The following is a 19,760-nucleotide window of genomic DNA, read 5'->3' on the forward strand; positions in this document are numbered from 1 at the left end:
GATTTTTTCCCGCCCGCCGGAAGGCCCCCGGCCCGCCCGAGGCGGCCGAAAGGGGACCTTCCGTCACTCCGGGGAGACGACGTAGAAGCGGGGCATCGGGAGCATCCGCAGGCGCAGCCGGGCACCCGAGCGGCGTAGCTGCCAGGCGAGCGCCAGCAGCGCGGTGGCCAGCGAGATCAGCCCGCCGATCCAGATGCTCGCCCCGGCGCCGAAGGTCTCGGCCACCCACCCGATCAGCGGGGCGCCGACCGGGTTGGTGCCGAGGAAGACGAACACCCACAGCGCCATGACCCGGCCCCGGAACGCGGCGTCGGTGCCGAGCTGAACCCGCTGGTTGGCGGCCTGCGCGAAGAACACCATGAAGAACCCGGCGGGCAGCAGCAGCGTCACCACCAGCCAGTACGCCGGGGCGAGCCCGACCAGGGTGCCGAAGACGGCACAGCCGACCGCCGCGCCGAGCACCACCCAGACCGAGGGGCGGCTGCGCCGCCCGGTTCCAGCCAGCGCACCGACCAGCGCGCCGACGGCCAGGGCGGTGCTGAACAGGCCGAACGAGGCGGCCCCGGTCTTGAACACGGTCTTGGCCAGCGCGGCCAGGGTGAGCTGGAAGTTGAACAGGCTCATCCCGATCACCGACATCACCGCCATCGGCAGCAGCAGGTCGGGGCGGCGGGCGACGTACCGCAGCCCGTCGACCACCCGGGCGGAGTCCCGCTCGCCGACCGGCAGCAGGTCCTTGCGGTACAGCTCGGCGGGACGCATCCGGACCACGTTGGCCAGCGGGGCCAGCGAGCTGACCGCGGTGAACAGGAACACCGGGCCGACGTCCACGACGGCGATGGCCAGGCCGGCCACGGCCGGGCCGACGATCCGGGCCGAGTTGAACACGGCGGAGTTGAGCGACAACGCGTTGGGCAGCAGCGGGGTGCCGACGAGTTCGGAGACGAACGCCTGCCGCACCGGGGTCTCCACCGCGTTCGAGACGCCGAGCAGGGCGGCGAAGACGAAGACGTGCCAGAGTTCCACCAGGCCGGTGAACACCAGCAGGCTCATCCCGAACGCCAGCACCGTCCAGAACACGTTCGCGACGAACAGCAGCAGGCGCTTGTCGTACCGGTCGGCGAGCCGCCCGGAGATCAGGGTGAGCAGCAGCACCGGGGCGAACTGGAGTGCGGTGACGACACCGAGCGCGGTGGCGGAGTCGTCCGAGAGCTGAAGGACGAGCCAGTCCTGGGCGATGAACATCATCCAGACGCCGATCAGTTTGATCAGCTGCCCGGACGCGAAGAGCCGGTAGTTACGGACCTGCAGTGACTGGAACATCGTGCTCAGCTTGGCCTGCACCCTGAAAGCGCCTCCCTCGGTCGTACGCGTCATCGACGGCGGACGGCGCGGGCGCGGTGGCGCGGGACGAGGTCAGGCGCGGGCGAGCTGCTGAAGGATCTCGGCGGCCTGCCGCAGCGTCTCCCGGTCGGACTCGGTGAGCTCGGCCAGCCGGTGGGCCAGCCACTCGTTACGGGCCCGCTCGAACTGTTCGAGCACGGCCCGTCCCCCCTCGGTCGCCGAGAGGATGACCTGTCGACCGTCGGTCGGGTGGGGAGTGCGCCGCACGAGGCCGCGCTCCTCCAACTTTCCGACGATCTTGGTCATCGTCGGCGGTTGCACCCGTTCGACGTCGGCCAGTTCCCGGGGCGTCAGTGCGCCCGCCAGCCGGAGGCTGGTGAGCGCGCTGAGCTGGGTGACCGTCAGGTCGCCCACCGGGCGGGCCTGTCGGACCCGTCGGTTGAGCCGGGTGATCGCATCACGCAACTGGGGGGCCAGCTGCGCCGGTGGCACGCGTTTCGCCGTCACCGTCCGCTCCGTCACGTTAGTTAGCCTAGCTAATAAGCCTGGCTAAGGACATCCGATATGACCATGCTCACCAGGGAGTTCATGTCCGAAGGGCCGGGGTGCCCGATTCGGATGCCCCGGCCCGGCCGACCACGACGGGTCGTCAGAGCACGGCGGACTCGATCGGCCCGCGCAGGAAGTACAGCACGAATAGCGCGGCCACCCCGTACAGCAGGGGGTGGACCTCCCGGGCCTTACCCTTCGCCAGCTTGAGCACGACGAAGGAGATGACGCCCGCGCCGATGCCGTTGGAGATCGAGTACGTGAACGGCATCAGGGCGATGGTGAGGAACGCCGGGATGGCGATCTCGTAGTCGGTCCAGTCGATGGTCCGCACCGCGGTCATCATCAGGAAGCCGACCACCACCAGCGCCGTGGACGCCGCCTCGAACGGCACCACCAGGGACAGCGGCGCGAGGAACATCGCGAGCAGGAACAGTCCGCCGGTGACCAGGTTGGCCACGCCGGTCCGGGCGCCCTCCGCCACACCGGCGGCACTCTCGATGTACGACGTGTTGCTGGAGACGCTCGCCGCGCCACCCGCCGCCGCGGCGATCGAGTCGACCAGCAGGATCTCCTTGGCCCGCGGCGGGGTGCCCCGCTCGTCGAGCATGTCCCCCTCCTGGCCGATCGCGACCATGGTGCCCATGGTGTCGAAGAAGTCCGTGATCAGCAGGGTGAAGACGAACATCAGCGGGACCAGCCAGCCGACCCGGCCCCAGGAGTTCAGCACGTTGAAGTTGCCCAGCAACGACAGGTCGGGGACATCCACGATCTTGTTCGGCAGCTCCGGCACGTTCAGGGACCAGCCGTGCGGGTTGGGCTTGCCGTTGACGAAGGACGGGCCGACCTTGGCCACCGCCTCCACGATGATCGCCAGCACGGTCGTGGCGAGGATGCCGATCAGGATCGCGCCCCGGACCCGGCGGACCACCAGCACCAGGGTGATCAGCAGGCCCACCACGAAGACCGCCATCGGCCAGCTAACGATCTTGCCGTTGATGCCGAGCCCGACCGGGACGGTGGTGTTCGCCACGTCCGGGATCCGACGGACGAAGCCGGCGTCGACCAGGCCGATGATGGTCAGGAAGAGGCCGATGCCGACGCCGATCGCGGTCTTCAGCTGGGTGGGCACCGAGCGGAACACCGCCGTACGCAGGCCGGTGAGCACCAGGATCGCGATGAGCACACCCTCGATCACCACCAGGCCCATCGCGTCGGCCCAGGTCATCTGCGGGGCGATCTCGTACGCGACCAGCGCGTTCACGCCCAGGCCGGCGGCCAGCGCGATCGGGAACCGGCCGACGACCCCCATCAGGATGGTCATCAGGCCGGCGACCAGCGCGGTGGCGGCGGCCAGCGCGGGGATGGCCAGCTTCTTGCCGTCGCCGTCGACGGCGCCGCCGAGGATCAGCGGGTTGAGCACCACGATGTACGCCATCGTGAAGAAGGTCGCCAGACCACCACGGACCTCACGGCTCGGCGTCGAGCCCCGAGCGGTGATCTCGAAGAACCGGTCGAAACCGTTACGGGGGTGGCCGGGATCGGGTGCATTGCTCTTGTACGGCGGCGCAATCGCCATCAGGTCCTCGCAGGTGATCTTCCGTGTGTCGCGCGCATCGTCGCAGATCACCGGCCACCTGCAAAAGTTGATCGCGTACGCTTGCCCCCGTGCGACAGGAGCAACCGCCGCGACCCGAGCCGCTCGACCCGCCGATGGTGCCGTTCGCGGTCGCCGGGCTGGCGGTCTGGGCGGTGGCCGGTCTGGTGCTGCTGATCTTCTTCCGGAACTGGCTCACCGAGCACGGCCGTCAGGACTGGCTCTGGACCTGCCTGGCCGGATTCCTCTGGGGCTTTCCCGGTCTCGCGGTGATGATGCGCCACGACGCCAACCGGCGTCGCCGCCGCGCGACGGCTCAGGCCGTCCGGCCGGAGGACGCCGGCCGCTGACGCCGACCGGTCAGGGGTGGCCGTACGGCTCGGCCGGCTCCGCCGCCTCCACCGAGCCCGGGGCCCGGCTCACCGACATCGCCTCGACCGCGCTGTCGTCGTACACCGTTGGCAGTTCGTCGACCGGGCTGTCGGGCGTCTCGACCAGGGTCTCCGAGTGCGCGCCGCAGCCGTGGTCGGCGCTGACCACCCGGCCGTCGTCCGGGGCGTAGAAGTTGCCGCACGCGCCGAAGACCTGCCGCAGCGCGCCGGCCAGCGGCAGGTAGAAGCCGCAGGTGCCGCAGCGGGCGGCGGCCGGGGCGGCCGTGGAGATCGGCGCGTCGGGCCCGTGGTCGCCGTCGTACCAGCGCTGGGCGGCCTCGGCGCGTCCCTCGCGGGAGAGCACCCGGGGCCGGCCGAGGCCGAACTCCCAGGCGGTCTCGTCGACGGCCGGGTCGTCGGAGAGCACGTACCCTGGAACGAGCCGCTCGTCGTCCGGCGGAGTGGGCAGCAGGTCGCCGGGGCCGAGGTCGCCCGGCTTGAGCCGCTCCTGCCAGGGCAGCCAGCCGGGGGCGAGCAGCGCATCCGGGCCGGGCAGCAGGACCGTCTCGCAGATGGTGACCTTGCGGCTGCGCGGCACCCGGGTCACCGTCACCGCCCACCGCCAGCCCCGGTAACCGGGCAGCCGGCACTCGAAGTAGTGGGTGACGAGCCGGTCGGCCTCGGCGACGGCCTGGAGGTGATCGCCGATGTCGGAGGGCTCCACCTCGGTGATTGCGTCGCGGGCCACCTCGACGGCGGCGGCGCAGACCTGGTCGAGGCGGGCGGCACGGGCGGAGGCGGGCCTGGTCACCCGACCATTGTCCCCCATGCGCGGCAACGACCGACAGGCACTCCCCGGAGCGTGTTCTCCGGTGGTGGTGGCGCGGGGGTGGGGTGCATGGGCGAGGATGGTGCACATGCCGTTGTTCTCCCGCTCCGAGCGGTCCCTACTCGGGCGGACCGTCGGCACCGGCATCCGCGCCGTCCGCCTGCTCCTGCGCGGCTCCGCGCGGGGCGGGCGCTGGATGACCCGCCGGGCCGGCTCGGCCCGGACCAGGGGCGCCGGCGGCGAGGTCGGCATGGTGCGCCTGTTCGACCTGCACGCGGTCTCCTGTGCGGGGGACACCCTGATCGCGATCGGGCTCGCCGGCACGATCTTCTTCGAGGTGCCGCTGGGCGAGGCGCGCAGCAAGGTGGCGCTGTACCTGCTGGTCACGATGGTGCCGTTCGCCATGCTCGCGCCGGTGGTCGGCCCGCTGCTGGACCACTTCCGGCACGGCCGGCGGTACGCGCTCGCCGCCACCATGCTCGGCCGGGCCTTCCTCGCCTGGATGATCTCCGACCACATGAACGGCTTCGGCCTCTACCCGGCGGCCTTCGGGGTGCTCGCACTCTCCCGGGCGTACGGGGTGGCCCGCTCGGCGGCGGTGCCCCGGCTGCTGCCGGAGGGGCTCGGGCTGTCCCAGGTGGGCGCCCGGGCCAGCGTCTACGGCACCGTGGCCGGCGGGCTGGTCGCCCCGATCGGGCTGGCCGCGTTCTGGTTCGGCCCGCAGTGGCCGCTCCGGGTCGCCTCGGTGATCTTCCTGGTCGGCATGGTGATCGCGCTGCGGCTGCCGCCCCGGGCGGACTCGGACCCACCCGAGCGCGTCCCCCGCCCGCTGCGCTCGCTCGGCCGGCGGGCCGCCGGGGACCGCCCGCTGGGGCGCGGTCGCCCGGCCGGCCGACTCGTCATCGCCACCCTGATCGGCGCGGCCCTGCCCCGCGCGGTGTACGGCTTCCTGCTGCTCTTCCTCGCGTTCGCGCTGAAGAAGGGCGACCTGACCACCGACTTCTTCGGCCGGAACCTGGGCGCGGAGGTGGCGCTCGGCCTGGTCGGCGGGGCGCTCGCGGTGGGCACCTTCCTGGCCACGGCGGTCGGCACCCGGCTGCGCATCCACCGACCCACCGCGATCCAGTCCAGCAGCATGGTCATCGTGGCCGGCACGGCCGTCCTGGCCACCATCCAGTTCTCGCTGCCGATGGTGGCCCTGCTCTGCCTGGTCGCCGCGCTGGCCAGCGGGGTGTCGAAGCTGGCGGTCGACGCCTCCATCCAGGAGCGCATCCCGGAGCGGCTGCGGGCCAGTTCGTTCGCCCACTCCGAGACGGCGCTGATGCTGGCCTTCGTGGCCGGCGGCGGCCTCGGCCTGGTCCCGTTCGACGGGCGACTCGGCATCGCCGTCGCCGCCGGGGTCGGCGTGCTCGCCGCCGCCCGGGGCGCGTACGTCGCCGGGAAGCTGCGCGACGAGCGGCTGGTCGGCCGCCCGCTCGGCGACGACGAGCTGGCCGAGGAGGCGACTCCGGACCCGCCCGACGCCGACGACACGGCGGCGGGCGTAGCCCCGACCTCACCCGCCCCGGCCCGGGGTCCCGACGCCGATCCGGCCGACGACCCGGCCCTGGCTCCACCCGGGTACCACATCTACCGGCCCTCCTCCGCCGTCGCCGGCTCCGGCGGCCCGGGCGGGGCCGACGACGAGACCCGCCGGGAGCCCCGGGGCCCGGTGTCGTGACCGGCTCGACCGCCGCGCGGACCGCCCCCGGGGCACTGCTCGTGGTGACCGCGGTGCCGGCCGAGGCCGAGGCAGTCCGCGCCGGCCTCCCGGCCCCCGCGCCGAGCCGTGCCGGATCGCCGGCGACGCCGCCGGGCCCGGAGGTCACCGTCGTGCCGGTCGGGGTGGGACCGGCCGTCGCCGGGGCGGCCACCGCCCGGCTGCTCGCGCTCGCCGAGGCCGCCGGCCGCCCGTACCGGGCGGTGGTCAGCGCGGGGATCGCCGGCGGCTTCGTCGGGCGGGTGCCGGTCGGCGGAACGGTGCTCGCCACCCGCAGCGTCGCCGCGGACCTCGGCGCCGAGTCACCCGAGGGCTTCATCCCGGTGGACGAGCTGGGCATGCCGCCCGAGTTGCTCGGCGGCGGCAGCACCGTGCCCGCCGACCCGGGGCTACTCGCCGCGCTGCGCGCCGCCCTGCCCGGGGCGACCGTGGGCGCGGTGCTCACCGTCAGCACGGTGACCGGCACCGCCGCCGGCACCGAGGCCCTGGCCAACCGGCATCCGGACGCGGTGGCCGAGGCCATGGAGGGGTACGGGGTGGCGGTCGCCGCCGCCCAGGCCGGCCTGCCGTTCGCCGAGCTGCGCACCGTCTCCAACCCGATCGGCCCCCGCGACCGCGCCTCCTGGCGGCTTCGTGAGGCGTTCGCCGCCCTCACGGCGGCCACCGCCGCGCTGCGCTGAATCAGGGGACCGCGCTGGGCTGGATCAGGGGACCGCGCTGGGCTGGGTCAGGGGACCGCGCTGGGCTGGGTCAGGGCCCTCAGCACGCCCACCGGGGCGGCGAGCGGTCGAGGCGAAGCGCATAGGGCCGGCTCGGCTCCAACTGGTACCCGCAGGCCAGCAACAGATCGACGCCCCCGAAGTCGGCGACGGCGTGCGCCACGCGAAGCCCCGTTCGGTCCATCTCCGCGGTGAGCGCCTCCACCAGCCGCCGCCCGATGCCGAGCCGGCGACACGCCCCGGTCACCAGGACCCCGTCCAGCACGATCTCCCGTTCCCCGGCATCGATCAGGTCGCCGTACAGCAGGCGAGGGCTGCGTTCGTGCGCCCGCAGCTCGCCGAGCACCCGGCCGTCGGGCAGCTCCGCCACGAACCGCCAGCACGTCGAGGGCAGGCCCTCGTCGGTGACCTGGCGCACCGCCACCTCGCGGCGGATCCGGTCGGCCCACCGGCGCTGGTCCCGGTAGCGGCGGCTCAGCTCGTACGTCGCAGCCGGCACCGGTCGCGGGAACCGCTCCGGTGGCAGCTTGTACCACTCCGCCCACCAGGCGCCCGGCCAGTCCCTGGGGTCGTGCACCTCCCAGACGTCCAGGTGCGCCGGGTACCGCCGCCCCGCCTCGTCCCGCATCCCGTCGTGCGGCACCCCCGGCACCGCCACCACCTCGTCGGGCGGCCCGTCGGGACCGTGGACGTCCGGCGCCCCGATCGCCAGCCGGCCACCGGCCGCCCGCACGAGCCGCTCCACCGTACGGAACCGCGGGTCAGCCGCCCGCCCAGCCTCGATACGCGCCAGCGTCGCCTGAGGCACCCCGGACCTCTCGGCCAGCCCGCGTTGGCTCAGGTCCGCCCGCCGACGCAATGCGCGGAGCAGGCCACCCAGGTCCACCGGCTCCTCTTCTCCAGACTCCCCCGGCCCCTCAGACTCCCCTGGTTCCCCTGGCTTCTTTGGCTCCCCTGGCTTCGTTGGATCCTTCAGGTTCATCGGGTCCCTCAGGTCGCCCACGTTCTTCCTCCAGCCGCCCACATCCCGATGCTGCCGTCGTCCCGCCCGCCCCTCAACAGACCCCGCCCAACTGTGGACAACCTGTGGATAACCTCGTCCGCCTGGGGAAAGGACCTCTGCCGAGGACGCTTTGGAGCTGAGTCATTGACGACATCACCGCCCCGGGCAGGGCGCTGGTCGCCCACCCGGCTGAGTCGTTGACGACATCAGCTCCATAGGCAGCAGGAGTGCGCTTCCGCTGCGGGAGCCACGTCGCGCCGCGCCTGGCCGGGCCGCGCCGGGCCGCCCCGCACCGCGCCGGACCACGCCGCACCGCGCCGGACCACGCCGGGCCGCCCCGCACCGCGCCGGACCACGCCGCACCGCGCCGGACCACGCCGGACCACAACGGACCACGCAGGACCACGCCGGACCACGCCGCGCCGGACCGGGCCGCGCCGGACCACGCCGCGCCCGCGCCGCGCCGGAACACGCTGGGCCGCACCGCACCGCACCGCACCGCGCCTGGCCAGGCCGCACCGGGCCGGCAGCGGACCGACAGGACGGGGTCCGGAGGGGCAACTCCGAGGCCGGAAGCTCGGAGGCGCAAACCTGAAGGCGGGACCCTAGGGCCGGAGCCCTCTGAGGCCGCAGTTGCTGGGCCGTTCGCCAGGGCGGGGCGGGTCACAGCGGTGGGGCGGGCCGGGGCGCGGCGGTGGGGGCGGGGATACGGTGGGGACGTGGCGCTCTCCCTGGCGATCTCGCCTTGCCCCAACGACACGTTCGTCTTCGACGCTCTGGTGCACGGCCGGGTGCCCGGCGCCCCGCCGGTCGAGGTGACGTACGCCGACGTGGACGTGACCAACACCGCCGCCGAGCGGGGGGCGTTCGACCTGGTGAAGGTGAGCTACGCGGCGCTGCCCTGGCTGCTGGACGACTACCACCTGCTGCCCTGTGGTGGCGCGCTCGGCCGAGGCTGCGGGCCGCTGGTGCTGACCTGCGGCGACCGGGCTGACCAGGCCGACCAGGCCGAACGGTCGGGCCGTACCGACCTGGCCGGTGCGACGGTCGCGGTGCCCGGGGACCGGACCACGGCGTACCTGCTGTTCCGGCTCTGGTCGGCCAACCGGCCGCCCGCACGCATCGAGGTGGTCCCGTTCCACGAGATCATGCCCGGGGTGGCGGCCGGGCGGTACGACGCCGGCTTGGTGATCCACGAGGCGCGGTTCACGTACCCCCGGCACGGACTGACCGCTCTGGTGGACCTCGGCGAGTGGTGGGAGGGCGAGACGGGGCTGCCGATCCCGCTCGGCGCGATCCTGGCCCGCAAGGGGGTGGTCGACCCGGTCGAGGCGGCCGGGTGGATCCGCGAGTCGGTCCGTCAGGCGTGGGCCGACCCGGATGCCAGCCGGGAGTACGTGCTCGCGCACGCCCAGGAGATGGAGCCCGGCGTGGTGGACCGGCACATCGCCCTCTACGTCAACGAGTTCACCGCGGACCTGGGGGACGCGGGGTTCGCCGCCGTGGAGGCGCTGCTGGGCCGGGCTGCCGACGCCGGGCTCGTACCTCAGACCTCCAGCTCGCTCGCCACCGCGTGGACGAGCTGAGCGACCTTCTGCGCGGTCTTCCTGTCCGGGAAGCGGCCCCGCCGCAGGTCCGGCTGCACCTTCGCCTCCAGCACCTTGATCATGTCCTCGACGAGGCCGTGTAGCTCCTCCGCCGGCCGGCGGCGCAGCTCCGCCATGGAGGGCGGAGCGTCCAACAGCTTGACCCCCATCGCCTGGGCGCCCCGGCGGCTGTCCACCACGCTGAAGTCGACCCGTTGGCCACCCTTGAGGTCGGTGACGCCCGCCGGTAGCGCGCCCTTGGGCAGGAACACGTCGCCACCCTCGTCACTGGTGACGAACCCGTATCCCTTGGCCGCGTCATACCACTTCACTCGACCCGTCGGCACCTGAAAACCCCTGCTTCACTTGAGACGTCTACTGCTGCAAGGCTAGCCGGATCATGCGGTCGAGCGCCGCCGGGAATCCGGTGAGGTCGTCCAGCACGAGGTGAGCCCCGGCGGAGCGCAGGTCCTCGGCCGGGCAGGGGCCGGTGGCCACGGCCACGCCCGGGATGTCGGCCGCCCCGGCGGCGACCATGTCGGCCACGTGGTCACCGACGTACAGGGTCGCACCGTGCTCGCGCAACGCCGTCGCCTTCTCCTCGGCGAACAGGTCGCCGGCCAGCTCGTCCACGGCCAGCCCGAGGTGGTCCAGGTGCAGCCGGGCAAGCCGGCCGATCTTGGAGGTGACCACCAGGACCCGGCCACCGTGGGCGTGCACGGCCGCGATCGCCGCGACCGCGCCGGGCATCGGCAGGGTCGGGGTGATCGCGTACGCCGGATACAGCTCCCGGTACGCCTCGACGGCCGACTCGACCCGCTCGGGCGGGAACCAGCGGGCGATCTCCACCCGCAGCGGCGGGCCGAGCCGGGACACCGCCGCGTCGGCGTCCACGGGCATGCCGGTGAGCGCGGTGAGCGCCCGGTAGGTCGCGGCGATGCCGGGGCGCGAGTCGACCAGGGTCATGTCGAGGTCGAAACCGACCGTCAGAGGGGGCATCCCGAGAACGTACCCGCCCATCACCGGCCGAGCCGGACGTCCGAGGGGCGCGCGGGCCCCGAAGCGGGCTAGCGTGGAACGACGATGACCATCTCACTCGCCGACCACCTGCGGACGCTGCCCGACGAGTCCCTGGCCGCCCTGCTCCAGCTACGGCCGGACCTCGTCGTGCCCGTGCCGGCCGACGTGTCCGCGCTCGCGATCCGGGCCCAGTCCCGGGTCTCGGTGGCCCGGGCCCTGGACGGGCTGGACCAGTTCACCCTCCAGATCCTCGACGCGGCCCGGCTGACCCGGGACCCGCTCGACGGCGCCACCGCCACGGAGGCGGTGCTCGCCATGGCCACCGCCGGCCCCCGCCCGCCGGCCCCGGCCACCATCCGGGGCGCGGTCAACAAGCTGCGCGCACTGTTCCTGTTGTACGGGCCGGAGCACGCGCTCCGCGTGGTGGGCGGCGTGGACGAGGTCTCGCCGTACCCGGCGGGGCTGGGCCGGCCGGCGGCGGAGCTGGACCCGCGCACGGCCGCCCTCTGCGCGGACCCGGCGAAGCTGCGCCGCGCGCTGCTGGCCGCGCCGCCGTCGGCCCGGGCGATCCTCGACAGGCTGGCCGCCGGGCCGCCGGTGGGCAGCGTGCCCCCGGGCGCGCTCCAGGCTCCGCCGCTGGGCGCCGAGGACAGCGTCCCGCCCGATCCGACGAACGGCGGCGCGCCGACCGGCTCGCCGGTGCGCTGGCTGGTGGACAACCGGCTGCTGGTGCTGGTCTCCGCCGGCACCGTGGAGCTGCCCCGCGAGGTGGGCCTGTTGCTGCGCCGGGACACCGGCCCGCTCGGTCCGGTGCGCACCAGCCCCCCGCCGGTGTCCGCCACGCCACGCGAGGCGAAGGCCGTCGACTCGGCCGGGGCCGGGCAGACCATGGAGGTGGTCCGGCACACCGAGGCGCTGCTGGAGCTGCTGTCCGCCGAGCCGCCGCCGGTGCTGCGCTCGGGCGGGGTCGGGGTGCGTGACCTGCGCCGGCTGGCCAAGTCCCTCGGCGTGGACGACCCGACCGCCGCCCTCCTGCTGGAGGTGGCGTACGCGGCCGGGCTGGCCGGCGAGCTGGAGCTGACCGGGGCCGCGACCACCCGGTACGGCGCGGACCAACAGATCCTGCCCACCGGCGGGTACGAGGTGTGGCAGGCCATGTCGCTGGCCCAGCGCTGGGCCCAACTGGCCCGGGCGTGGCTGGTGATGACCCGGCAGGCCGGCCTGGTCGGGCAGCGGGACGACCGGGACCGGCCGATCTCCGTGCTCTCGGCCGAGGCGGAACGGGCCGGTGCACCCGCCGCCCGCCGGGCCGTGCTGTCGGTGCTGACCGACCTGGAGCCGGCCACCGCCCCGACCCCGGAGGAGGTGCTGGGGCTGCTCGACTGGCGGGCACCCCGGCGCAGCCGGGGCCGGGAGGCCGCGCACCGGGAGGTGCTGGCGGAGGCCGCCCGGCTCGGGGTGACCGGGCTGGGGGCGCTCACCTCGTACGGGCGGCTGCTGCTGGCCGACGTGACCGACGCCGACGAGCGGGGGTCGGACGACCCGCTCGGGCTGCACGCGGACGCGGAAGACGGCGCCGCGTCCACCGCGGTGCGGGCGCTGGACGCCCTGCTGCCCGCCCCCGTCGACCACTTCCTGGTGCAGGCGGACCTGACCGTGGTGGTGCCCGGCCCGCCCGACCCGGCGCTGGCCGGCGAGCTGGAGGTGGTGGCCGAGCACGAGTCGGCGGGCGGGGCGAGCGTGCACCGGGTCAGCACGGCGAGCGTGCGCCGGGCCCTGGACGCCGGGTACTCGGCCGACGACCTGCACGCCCTGTTCCGTCGCCGTTCCCGCACCCCGGTCCCGCAGGGGCTGACGTACCTGGTGGACGACGTGGCCCGCAAGCACGGCGGGCTGCGGGTCGGCTCCGCCGGCGGGTACGTGCGCAGCGACGACGAGGCGCTGCTCGCCGAGGTGCTGGCCGACCGGCGGCTGGAGTCGCTGGCGTTCCGCCGGCTGGCCCCGACGGTGCTGGCCACCCCGTACCAGGTGAACCGGATGCTGATGGCGCTGCGCGACGCCGGGTACGCCCCGGTGCCGGAGGATGCCTCGGGCGCGGCGGTGCTGGCCCGGCCGAAGACCCGGCGGGCCCCGGGACGGGCGCCGGTCGCCCGGACGGTCGACCCGCTGGCGTCCCCGAAGCTGGCCGTGCCGCGACTGCTGGGCGTCGTGGAGCAGATCCGCCGGGGCGAGGCGGCGGCGCGGGCGGCCCGGCGGGCCCCGGCGGTGGTGCGCGGCGGGGCGGCCCGCTCCGGTCCGACGCCGGCGCACGGCCACAGTGACGCGCTCGCCGTGCTCCAGCAGGCGGTCCGGGACAAGGCGCTGGTCTGGGTGGGGTACGTCGACGCGCACGGGGCGACCGCGTCGCGGCTGCTCCGTCCGGTGTCGATCGGTGCGGGCTACCTGCGGGCCGAGGACGAGCGGACGGAGATGCTGCACACCTTCGCGCTGCACCGGATCACCGCGGCGGTCCTGGACGGCTGACCGCACACCGTCCCCGGTCGAGGCAGCGTGCCCGGTCAGCGGCGGCTGCGCCGCACGGTGCCCACCACGGAGACGGCCAGCAGCAGGGCGAACCCCGCCCCGGCGGACTCGCCGACCGAGGCGACGAAGCCCTGCCGCTGGACCAGCCAGCCGTACAGGAACCAGGCGACGAGGACGACGGCGGCGAGCCCATAGCCGACCACGGTGACCACGGTGACCGCGATGCCGGGCACGGGATCGTCCTCGGCTGCCATCTCGTGGTCGACGCTCATCGCCGCCTCCTCGGAGCCGGGCTGGTCGGGTTCCGGACGGATCGGGTGCCGGGGCGGATCTCGGGCCGGACGGATCTCGGGCGGGCCGGGCGGTCAGGTGCCGGGGCGGCGGCCGAAGAGGACCACCCGGCTGCCGACCTTGCCCAGCTCCCACGCCCGGCGGGCGTCGGCGGGGAGCAGGTTCACGCAGCCGTGCGAGCCGATCGACTTGTCGTGCAGGTAGGTGGTGGTCTGGTGGTAGCCCATCCCCTGGGTGAAGTGCTGCCAGTACGGCAGCCACACCTCGTACGGGTCGGACCACTCCTTCAGGTTCCGGTAATTGATCTTGTAGGTGCCGGCGGGGGTGGCGTACCCCGGCATGCCGGTCCGGGTCACCGTCGGGCCCCAGACGACCTTCCCGCCGCGCACCGCCCAGGTGGTCTGCCGGGTGAGGTCGATGCAGAAGGTGGTGCCGGAGGACCCGGCCTTGCACCGGCGGGTGTCGGTGGTGGCCAACCGCTTCGACACGTCGTACGTGGTGGGGCCGGCGCGGCCGGCGGCCGGGCGGATGTCGTACCGCTGCTGGAACTTCTTGATCGCGGCGCAGTCGGCGGCGGACTGGCGGCCGTCCACGGTCACCCGCCCGAACCCGCCCAGCCGGGCGAGATACGTCTCCACCTCGCGCTGGTGCTCGCCCTGCGGGCAGCCGGCGGCCCGCGTCGGCGCGGTCCGCTCGGGGGCCGCCGTGCGGGTCGGCTTCGGCGTCGGCCGGGGTTTCGGCTTCGCCTTCGTCGGGGTGGGCTTCGGCCGGGTCCGCTGGTCGGGGCCGGACGAACCGCCCGCCCCCGTTCCCTGTTCGACCGAGCCGACCTGGGCGAGCCCTCCTCCACGGCCACCCGGGTCGGCCTGCCGATCGGGCGTGCACGCACCGACGCCGACCAGCGTGACCACGGCCAGGGCGACAACCCGGGCAGTGAACGGAACCTGTCTCATGAGGCCTCCCGGGGTGGTCGTCCCTCTGCTAGACGCCGGACGTACCGGAATGGGTTGCACCAGGTGTCCGATTTTCTGCCCTCATCCGCTTCCGTGCAAGACTGGATGGTCGGCCCGGGGTGACCAAGACGCCCGCGAGGCGGCCGGCGACCGGGCGAGGAGAGGCGCTGGCGTGAGCGGTGGACCACTGATCGTGCAGTCGGACAAGACCCTGCTGCTGGAGATCGATCACCCCGACGCCCAGGCCTGCCGGATGGCGATCGCCCCGTTCGCCGAGCTGGAGCGCTCCCCCGAGCACGTGCACACGTACCGGTTGACGCCGCTGGGGCTGTGGAACGCGCGGGCCGCCGGCCACGACGCCGAGGGCGTGGTGGACTCGCTGCTCAAGTACTCCCGCTACCCGGTGCCGCACGCGCTGCTGGTCGACGTGGCCGAGACGATGGACCGGTACGGCCGGCTGCAACTCGCCAACGACCCGGCGCACGGCCTGGTGCTGCGCGCGCTGGACCGGATGGTGCTGATCGAGGTCGCCAAGAGCAAGAAGCTCGCCGGGATGCTCGGCGCGAAGCTGGACGACGACACGATCGCGGTGCACCCGTCCGAGCGGGGCCGGCTCAAGCAGGCGCTGCTGAAGCTCGGCTGGCCGGCGGAGGACCTGGCCGGGTACGTCGACGGGGAGGCCCACCCGATCGAGCTGGCCGAGGCCGGCAAGGACGGCGGGAAGCCGTGGACGCTGCGGTCGTACCAGCGGGAGGCGGTCGAGGCGTTCTGGGCCGGCGGGTCGGGCGTGGTGGTGCTCCCCTGCGGCGCGGGCAAGACGCTGGTCGGGGCGGCGGCGATGGCCGAGGCGAAGGCGACCACGCTGATCCTGGTCACCAACACCGTGGCCGGCCGGCAGTGGAAGCGGGAGCTGATCGCCCGCACCTCGCTGACCGAGGACGAGATCGGCGAGTACTCGGGCGAGCGCAAGGAGATCCGCCCGGTCACCATCGCCACGTACCAGGTGCTCACCGCGCGGCGCGGCGGCGCGTTCACCCACCTGGACCTGTTCTCCGCCCGCGACTGGGGCCTGGTCGTCTACGACGAGGTGCACCTGCTGCCCGCGCCGATCTTCCGGTTCACGGCCGACCTCCAGGCCCGCCGCCGGCTCGGCCTCACGGCGACATTGGTACGCGAGGACGGCCGGGAGGGCGACGTGTTCAGCCTGATCGGCCCGAAGCGGTACGACGCGCCGTGGAAGGACATCGAGTCGCAGGGCTGGATCGCCCCGGCCGAGTGCACCGAGGTGCGGGTGACCCTCACCGACACGGAGCGGATGGCGTACGCGACGGCGGAGCCCGAGGAGCGCTACCGGATGGCGGCGACCGCCCGCACCAAACTGCCGGTGGTGAAGGCGCTGGTCGACCGGCACCCGGACGACCAGGTGCTGGTGATCGGCGGGTACATCGAGCAGCTCCACCAGCTCGGCGAGTACCTGGACGCCCCGATCGTGCAGGGCTCGACGACCAACAAGGAGCGGGAGCGGCTGTTCGACGCGTTCCGCTCCGGCGAGGTCCGCACCCTGGTCATCTCGAAGGTCGGCAACTTCTCCATCGACCTGCCCGAGGCGGCGGTGGCGATCCAGGTGTCCGGCACGTTCGGCTCCCGGCAGGAGGAGGCGCAGCGGCTCGGCCGGGTGCTGCGGCCGAAGTCCGACGGCCGGCAGGCGCACTTCTACACGGTCGTCTCCCGGGACACCATCGACACCGAGTACGCGGCCCACCGGCAACGCTTCCTCGCCGAGCAGGGGTACGCGTACACGATCGTCGACGCCGACGACATCCTCGGCCCGTCGCTGCCCTCGGTCGACTGACCACGCCGGCCGGGCCGTCCGTCGACTCGCGAGCCGGGCCGTCACCGCTCGTCGCCGGCCGTCGCCGGCCGCGACCGCCCGGCCGACCGCTTCAGGGGCTGCGGCGCAGGTAGCGGGCGCGGCGGCCTGCGTCGCGGAACCCGAGCCCCCGATACAGCACGGCGGCCGGGTTGTCGTCGTTGACGCAGAGCCACGCCTCCCCGGCGCCGTCAGCGGCCAGCGACCGCAGCGCGACGGCCACCAGGTGCGCCCCGACCCGCCGCTGCCGCCAGCCGGGGACCACGCCCACCTGGTCGACCCAGTTGTCGATGACGTTGAGGAAGCCGACGGCGGCGCCGTCGGGACCGCGGGCGATCAGCGACAGGTCCGGCCGGTACCCGTCGTCGTCCCGCAGCTCGCCCAGCCACTCCTCGGCCTCGGGCGCCCGGAATCCGGGTCGGTCGGCGAAGGACGCCCGGTACGTCTCGAACAGCTCGGGGCCGGCCTCCCGGACCACCGGCCCGGTGCGCACCCCGGCGGGCGACGGCACGTCCGGCAGGGCGGCGAGGTCGTGCCGCAGCACCCACTCGACAAAGGTCCGCTCGAAGCCGCGCGCCACGAGCAGGGCGTCCGCGCCAGGGCTCCAGGACTCGGTGGTCAGCAGCAGCTCGGCGCCCCCGGCCTGCTCGCCTGCCCAGTCCAGCAGCCGACCGCCGAGACCCCGCCCGCGCCAGCCCGGATGCACCAGGCCGGTGCTGGTGGCCGGCTCCCGGCCGGTGCCCACGCCGACGGCCGCGACCAGGCGGCCATCGTGCCAGGCACCGAGGGTACGAGTCTGCAACAGCCGGGCCCGCAGCAACGGGGGACGGGCGAACAGCGGCAGCCCTCCGTCGGCGACCAGGCATCCCTCGGCCAGCTCCGTGAGCGCCGGGAGGTGCTGCTCGCCGACATCCCCCCAGGTGAGGGCGTCCACGCCCATGTCCGTCCGGTCCACCGGGATCCCTTCCTCGTCCTGTTCGCCGAGAGAAAGTAGGCGTCGCGGAGCCCGGTGGAGTCAAAGGGTTTCCGGCCGGCCCAACGGCACTCAGAGCGCCCGGGTGATCCCCTCGGCGGCGGTCAGGTCGACGCGCTCACCGGTGGCGTCGTCACGGAAGGTGAACAGTGGATGGTCGGCGTCACCGACCGTCGCGGCCGGGGACGGAACGGTCGCCGTGACCGCCGGGACAGTGGTCCGCTCCACGTGGCACTTCTCCGTTGATCAGGGCCGGGAGGACTCCGCGACGAAGACACCGCGACCCGGACGGCCGACCAGCACACCCTGCTCCCGCAGTGTCGCCACCGCCCTGCTGATCGTGGACTGCGATACGTCATACACGTCCGCCAGATCCCGCCCGGACGGGAGCTGAGATCCAGGCGGATAGGTTCCGTTCTTGATCTTCTTCAGGAGATCCTCGAGCAGCTCGTCCATCGTGGGCGGAATAGGCACATCGGGCCCCTTGCAGTCGGTTGGCCCGCCCAGTATCGATCAACAATCACGACACAGGCAACACACGTAGCGCCAATGACATAGGTGGGCAGATAACTCAGAGACATGCTTGACATAGGTGAATCAGTGGCGATAGCGTCGCTGTCGGTGATGCGGTGCTGCTGCGGTCGGTTGGCACGGGGGCCGCCCCTCCACTTCGACGTGAACCCGACGAAGGGCGGTCCCCGTGCGCCACCTGATCCGTTGGCTGACCGGCCGACAGGAGAGAACGAGGCAACCGCTGCGCCCCGCGCAGATCCGCGACCGGCGGTTCACCGTCCGCCGGCACGGGCTCGACCCGTTCGAGATCCGCGCGTTCCTGCACGAGGTCGCCGACGAGTTGGCCGTCGCACAGGCCGTCGTGGTCGCGGTACGGGAGGAGAACGTACGCATCCGGCGGGCGCTGCACACGTGGCAGAGCAGCCAGTCCGAAAAGCACCGGTACCGATGACGGACCGCTGGGTGATCCACCTGCCGATCACCGCGCCCGACCTGCTCCGGGCGCGGATCTTCGCCCGTACGGCTGCCCGGGTGCTGGCCCGACTCAGCGCCCGCGTCGAGCCGGGCGGGGTGACGGTCTCGGCCGAGGACGAGCAGCACGTACGCCACTGGGTCTTCTGCGACCGGCTACTACCCGGCGGCGCGCGGTGTGCGCTGCCGGTCGACCACACCGCCCCCTGCTCGCGGCGGGTGCCCTGGCTCCGTCGGTGAGGCCGGCCGGGGTTCAGATGGTCGTGCCAGGCACGCCCGGCCTCGAAAGGGAAAGGGGTTGGCGGGCCGCCGCCTGCGGTCCGCCAACCCTCAGCAAGGCTCGGTTACCCGGCGCCGCCGGCCCGGAACGCCACCCAGGCGTCGCTCATCCGGTCCGCCTGGCCCGGCGTGAACATGTTCATGCAGGAATCCTGCGTGTAGTCCATGAAGTTGTGGATCGGGTCCAGCCCGGGTGCGGTGCAGGTGTCCGCGCCCGCCGGGCAGTTGAACTGCGGCGCAGCCTCCCGCGGGGTGTCCGCGACGAAGTCGCCGGAAGCGGAGCACCCGTGCGCGAAGGTGTGCTCCAGCATCAGCCAGTGCCCGACCTCGTGCGTCAGCGTGTCACCGAGGGCGTACTTGCCGGCCGTCCCGCCCGGCATCGACTCGTCGAGCATCACCACGCCGTCGATGTAGTCCCGGCCGTTGTTGTAGCCCTTCGGGAAGTACGCCCAGCCGAGGAGCCCGTCGCCGATGTTCGCCGCGTACACGTTGAGGGTCTCGGAGTCGCCGGTGTACAGCGCCTTCTTCATGTCCCGCTCGTTCTTGCCCGGCACGACCGTGTACCAGTCGCTGTTCACCGTCCACGTCGTGTCGACGAGCGAGAACCGGAACGGCGTGTCGGAGGCGTCCGCGGCGGTGCGGCCGGCGTACGAGTCGTTGAGCACGGTCATCTGCGCCGCGATCAGGGTGTTCCACCGGTTGGTCTCGGCCGCGCTGAGGGGGTGGTCGGAAATCATGTGGAAGACCGTCGGCACGGTGACGCTGCCGTTGGGCAGGCGCGCGCCATCCTTGATCACGCCGTAGGCTTTCGCCTCGTTCTTGGAGTACAGCTCCGGCTCCTGTGCGGTGGCGCCCTCGCTGACCCGGGCCGCGCTGGACCCCTCGGCACCCGGCTCACACACCGCGACGCCCGGGGAGACGGTCGCGGGCGCCGCCACGCCCACCGCGCCGTAGGCGCCACCGGACGTCAGGAACGTCGCAGCGGTGGCGGTGAGGACTGCCAGTCGGAAGGTCGATCTCCTGTGCATCGGTGCACCTTTCAGAGGGGATGGAAGCGGTGCTGATCGACGCGAGGTTGCCATGACCAGGTCGATGGCGTCGTCGTTCCGG

The 19,760-nt window shown here is 73.6% G+C and carries 21 protein-coding genes; 8 read left to right on the top strand and 13 right to left on the bottom strand.

Features of this window, described 5'->3' with window-relative positions:
* Positions 1–63 precede the first annotated feature (63 nt).
* The 3 genes from OOK41_RS31140 to OOK41_RS31150 form a co-directional block, all read right to left on the bottom strand.
* Positions 64–1,344: an MFS transporter gene (locus OOK41_RS31140; RefSeq protein WP_266267644.1), complete on the bottom strand. Its 1,281-nt coding sequence runs from the start codon at positions 1,342–1,344 to the stop codon at positions 64–66.
* A 72-nt stretch (positions 1,345–1,416) separates the two neighbouring features.
* Entirely contained in the window at positions 1,417–1,866 is a 450-nt protein-coding gene (locus OOK41_RS31145; protein ID WP_207892733.1) for a MarR family winged helix-turn-helix transcriptional regulator, read from the bottom strand.
* A 127-nt stretch (positions 1,867–1,993) separates the two neighbouring features.
* Positions 1,994–3,472 carry an NCS2 family permease gene (locus OOK41_RS31150; RefSeq protein ID WP_266267645.1) on the bottom strand — a complete coding sequence of 493 codons (1,479 nt, stop codon included), beginning with the start codon at positions 3,470–3,472 and terminating at the stop codon, positions 1,994–1,996.
* Between the two features lie 89 nt (positions 3,473–3,561).
* On the opposite strand from OOK41_RS31150, the gene OOK41_RS31155 reads away from it, so the two are divergent.
* Positions 3,562–3,840 carry a DUF2530 domain-containing protein gene (locus OOK41_RS31155; protein WP_117668572.1) on the top strand — a complete coding sequence of 93 codons (279 nt, stop codon included), beginning with the start codon at positions 3,562–3,564 and terminating at the stop codon, positions 3,838–3,840.
* A 10-nt stretch (positions 3,841–3,850) separates the two neighbouring features.
* Here OOK41_RS31155 and OOK41_RS31160 read toward each other — a convergent pair whose 3' ends face one another.
* Entirely contained in the window at positions 3,851–4,690 is an 840-nt protein-coding gene (locus OOK41_RS31160) for a DUF3027 domain-containing protein (protein WP_266267646.1), read from the bottom strand.
* Positions 4,691–4,778: 88 nt separating this feature from the next.
* Between OOK41_RS31160 and OOK41_RS31165 the strand changes: the two genes are divergently transcribed.
* Together OOK41_RS31165 and OOK41_RS31170 are read left to right on the top strand one after the other, a co-directional pair.
* Positions 4,779–6,410 (top strand): MFS transporter, encoded by a 1,632-nt coding sequence (locus OOK41_RS31165; RefSeq protein WP_117668570.1) that lies wholly within the window; start codon positions 4,779–4,781, stop codon positions 6,408–6,410.
* Between the two features lie 35 nt (positions 6,411–6,445).
* On the top strand, positions 6,446–7,129 hold the full coding sequence (locus OOK41_RS31170; protein ID WP_117668607.1) for a futalosine hydrolase: 684 nt from the start codon (positions 6,446–6,448) through the stop codon (positions 7,127–7,129).
* A 79-nt stretch (positions 7,130–7,208) separates the two neighbouring features.
* On the opposite strand, the gene OOK41_RS31175 is transcribed toward OOK41_RS31170, so the two are convergent.
* Positions 7,209–8,054 (bottom strand): helix-turn-helix transcriptional regulator, encoded by an 846-nt coding sequence (locus tag OOK41_RS31175; protein WP_243639585.1) that lies wholly within the window; start codon positions 8,052–8,054, stop codon positions 7,209–7,211.
* 836 nt (positions 8,055–8,890) lie between these two features.
* Here OOK41_RS31175 and OOK41_RS31180 point away from each other — a divergent pair.
* Positions 8,891–9,757: a 1,4-dihydroxy-6-naphthoate synthase gene (locus OOK41_RS31180; protein WP_266267647.1), complete on the top strand. Its 867-nt coding sequence runs from the start codon at positions 8,891–8,893 to the stop codon at positions 9,755–9,757.
* Here OOK41_RS31180 and OOK41_RS31185 read toward each other — a convergent pair.
* On the bottom strand, positions 9,718–10,104 hold the full coding sequence (locus tag OOK41_RS31185) for a cold-shock protein (protein ID WP_091244711.1): 387 nt from the start codon (positions 10,102–10,104) through the stop codon (positions 9,718–9,720). The genes OOK41_RS31180 and OOK41_RS31185 overlap by 40 nt on opposite strands.
* A gap of 28 nt (positions 10,105–10,132) precedes the next feature.
* Complete coding sequence (locus tag OOK41_RS31190) at positions 10,133–10,756, bottom strand: HAD family hydrolase (protein WP_266267648.1); 624 nt, start codon at positions 10,754–10,756, stop codon at positions 10,133–10,135.
* Between the two features lie 84 nt (positions 10,757–10,840).
* Between OOK41_RS31190 and OOK41_RS31195 the strand changes: the two genes are divergently transcribed.
* Positions 10,841–13,300 (top strand): helicase-associated domain-containing protein, encoded by a 2,460-nt coding sequence (locus OOK41_RS31195; protein WP_266267649.1) that lies wholly within the window; start codon positions 10,841–10,843, stop codon positions 13,298–13,300.
* 35 nt (positions 13,301–13,335) lie between these two features.
* Here the strand turns inward: OOK41_RS31195 and OOK41_RS31200 are convergent, their stop codons facing one another.
* Complete coding sequence (locus OOK41_RS31200) at positions 13,336–13,572, bottom strand: hypothetical protein (RefSeq protein WP_266267650.1); 237 nt, start codon at positions 13,570–13,572, stop codon at positions 13,336–13,338.
* A 93-nt stretch (positions 13,573–13,665) separates the two neighbouring features.
* Complete coding sequence (locus OOK41_RS31205) at positions 13,666–14,544, bottom strand: L,D-transpeptidase family protein (protein ID WP_266267651.1); 879 nt, start codon at positions 14,542–14,544, stop codon at positions 13,666–13,668.
* Positions 14,545–14,716: 172 nt separating this feature from the next.
* Here OOK41_RS31205 and OOK41_RS31210 point away from each other — a divergent pair, with 172 nt between their 5' ends.
* Positions 14,717–16,396, top strand: a complete 1,680-nt coding sequence (locus tag OOK41_RS31210) for a DNA repair helicase XPB (protein ID WP_266267652.1) — start codon at positions 14,717–14,719, stop codon at positions 16,394–16,396.
* Positions 16,397–16,487: 91 nt separating this feature from the next.
* On the opposite strand, the gene OOK41_RS31215 is transcribed toward OOK41_RS31210, so the two are convergent.
* The 3 genes from OOK41_RS31215 to OOK41_RS31225 all read right to left on the bottom strand — a co-directional run bounded on the left by OOK41_RS31215 (position 16,488) and on the right by OOK41_RS31225 (position 17,843).
* Complete coding sequence (locus tag OOK41_RS31215) at positions 16,488–17,369, bottom strand: N-acetyltransferase (RefSeq protein ID WP_243639583.1); 882 nt, start codon at positions 17,367–17,369, stop codon at positions 16,488–16,490.
* Between the two features lie 90 nt (positions 17,370–17,459).
* On the bottom strand, positions 17,460–17,615 hold the full coding sequence (locus OOK41_RS31220; RefSeq protein ID WP_266267653.1) for a hypothetical protein: 156 nt from the start codon (positions 17,613–17,615) through the stop codon (positions 17,460–17,462).
* A gap of 18 nt (positions 17,616–17,633) precedes the next feature.
* Positions 17,634–17,843, bottom strand: a complete 210-nt coding sequence (locus OOK41_RS31225) for a winged helix-turn-helix domain-containing protein (protein WP_117668563.1) — start codon at positions 17,841–17,843, stop codon at positions 17,634–17,636.
* 244 nt (positions 17,844–18,087) lie between these two features.
* On the opposite strand from OOK41_RS31225, the gene OOK41_RS31230 reads away from it, so the two are divergent.
* Together OOK41_RS31230 and OOK41_RS31235 are read left to right on the top strand one after the other, a co-directional pair.
* The gene (locus tag OOK41_RS31230) at positions 18,088–18,351 is read left to right on the top strand and encodes a DivIVA domain-containing protein (RefSeq protein WP_266267654.1); all 264 of its coding nucleotides are present in this window, start codon (positions 18,088–18,090) and stop codon (positions 18,349–18,351) included.
* Positions 18,348–18,611, top strand: coding sequence for a hypothetical protein (locus OOK41_RS31235; RefSeq protein WP_266267655.1), 264 nt, complete (start codon positions 18,348–18,350; stop codon positions 18,609–18,611). Before OOK41_RS31230 ends, OOK41_RS31235 begins: the two co-directional genes overlap by 4 nt.
* 104 nt (positions 18,612–18,715) lie before the next feature.
* On the opposite strand, the gene OOK41_RS31240 is transcribed toward OOK41_RS31235, so the two are convergent.
* Positions 18,716–19,678 carry a zinc metalloprotease gene (locus OOK41_RS31240; protein WP_266267656.1) on the bottom strand — a complete coding sequence of 321 codons (963 nt, stop codon included), beginning with the start codon at positions 19,676–19,678 and terminating at the stop codon, positions 18,716–18,718.
* Positions 19,679–19,760: the final 82 nt, after the last annotated feature.

It is taken from the genome of Micromonospora sp. NBC_01655 (genome assembly GCF_026339755.1).
Taxonomy (GTDB): domain Bacteria; phylum Actinomycetota; class Actinomycetes; order Mycobacteriales; family Micromonosporaceae; genus Micromonospora.

Coding starts and splice junctions, on each gene's coding strand:
- OOK41_RS31150 (WP_266267645.1), bottom strand. CDS start 3,472: ATGGCGATTGCGCCGCCGTACAAGAGCAATGCACCCGATCCCGGCCAC.
- OOK41_RS31160 (WP_266267646.1), bottom strand. CDS start 4,690: ATGGGGGACAATGGTCGGGTGACCAGGCCCGCCTCCGCCCGTGCCGCC.
- OOK41_RS31165 (WP_117668570.1), top strand. CDS start 4,779: ATGCCGTTGTTCTCCCGCTCCGAGCGGTCCCTACTCGGGCGGACCGTC.
- OOK41_RS31190 (WP_266267648.1), bottom strand. CDS start 10,756: ATGCCCCCTCTGACGGTCGGTTTCGACCTCGACATGACCCTGGTCGAC.
- OOK41_RS31195 (WP_266267649.1), top strand. CDS start 10,841: ATGACCATCTCACTCGCCGACCACCTGCGGACGCTGCCCGACGAGTCC.
- OOK41_RS31200 (WP_266267650.1), bottom strand. CDS start 13,572: ATGAGCGTCGACCACGAGATGGCAGCCGAGGACGATCCCGTGCCCGGC.
- OOK41_RS31205 (WP_266267651.1), bottom strand. CDS start 14,544: ATGAGACAGGTTCCGTTCACTGCCCGGGTTGTCGCCCTGGCCGTGGTC.
- OOK41_RS31225 (WP_117668563.1), bottom strand. CDS start 17,843: ATGGACGAGCTGCTCGAGGATCTCCTGAAGAAGATCAAGAACGGAACC.
- OOK41_RS31235 (WP_266267655.1), top strand. CDS start 18,348: ATGACGGACCGCTGGGTGATCCACCTGCCGATCACCGCGCCCGACCTG.
- OOK41_RS31240 (WP_266267656.1), bottom strand. CDS start 19,678: ATGCACAGGAGATCGACCTTCCGACTGGCAGTCCTCACCGCCACCGCT.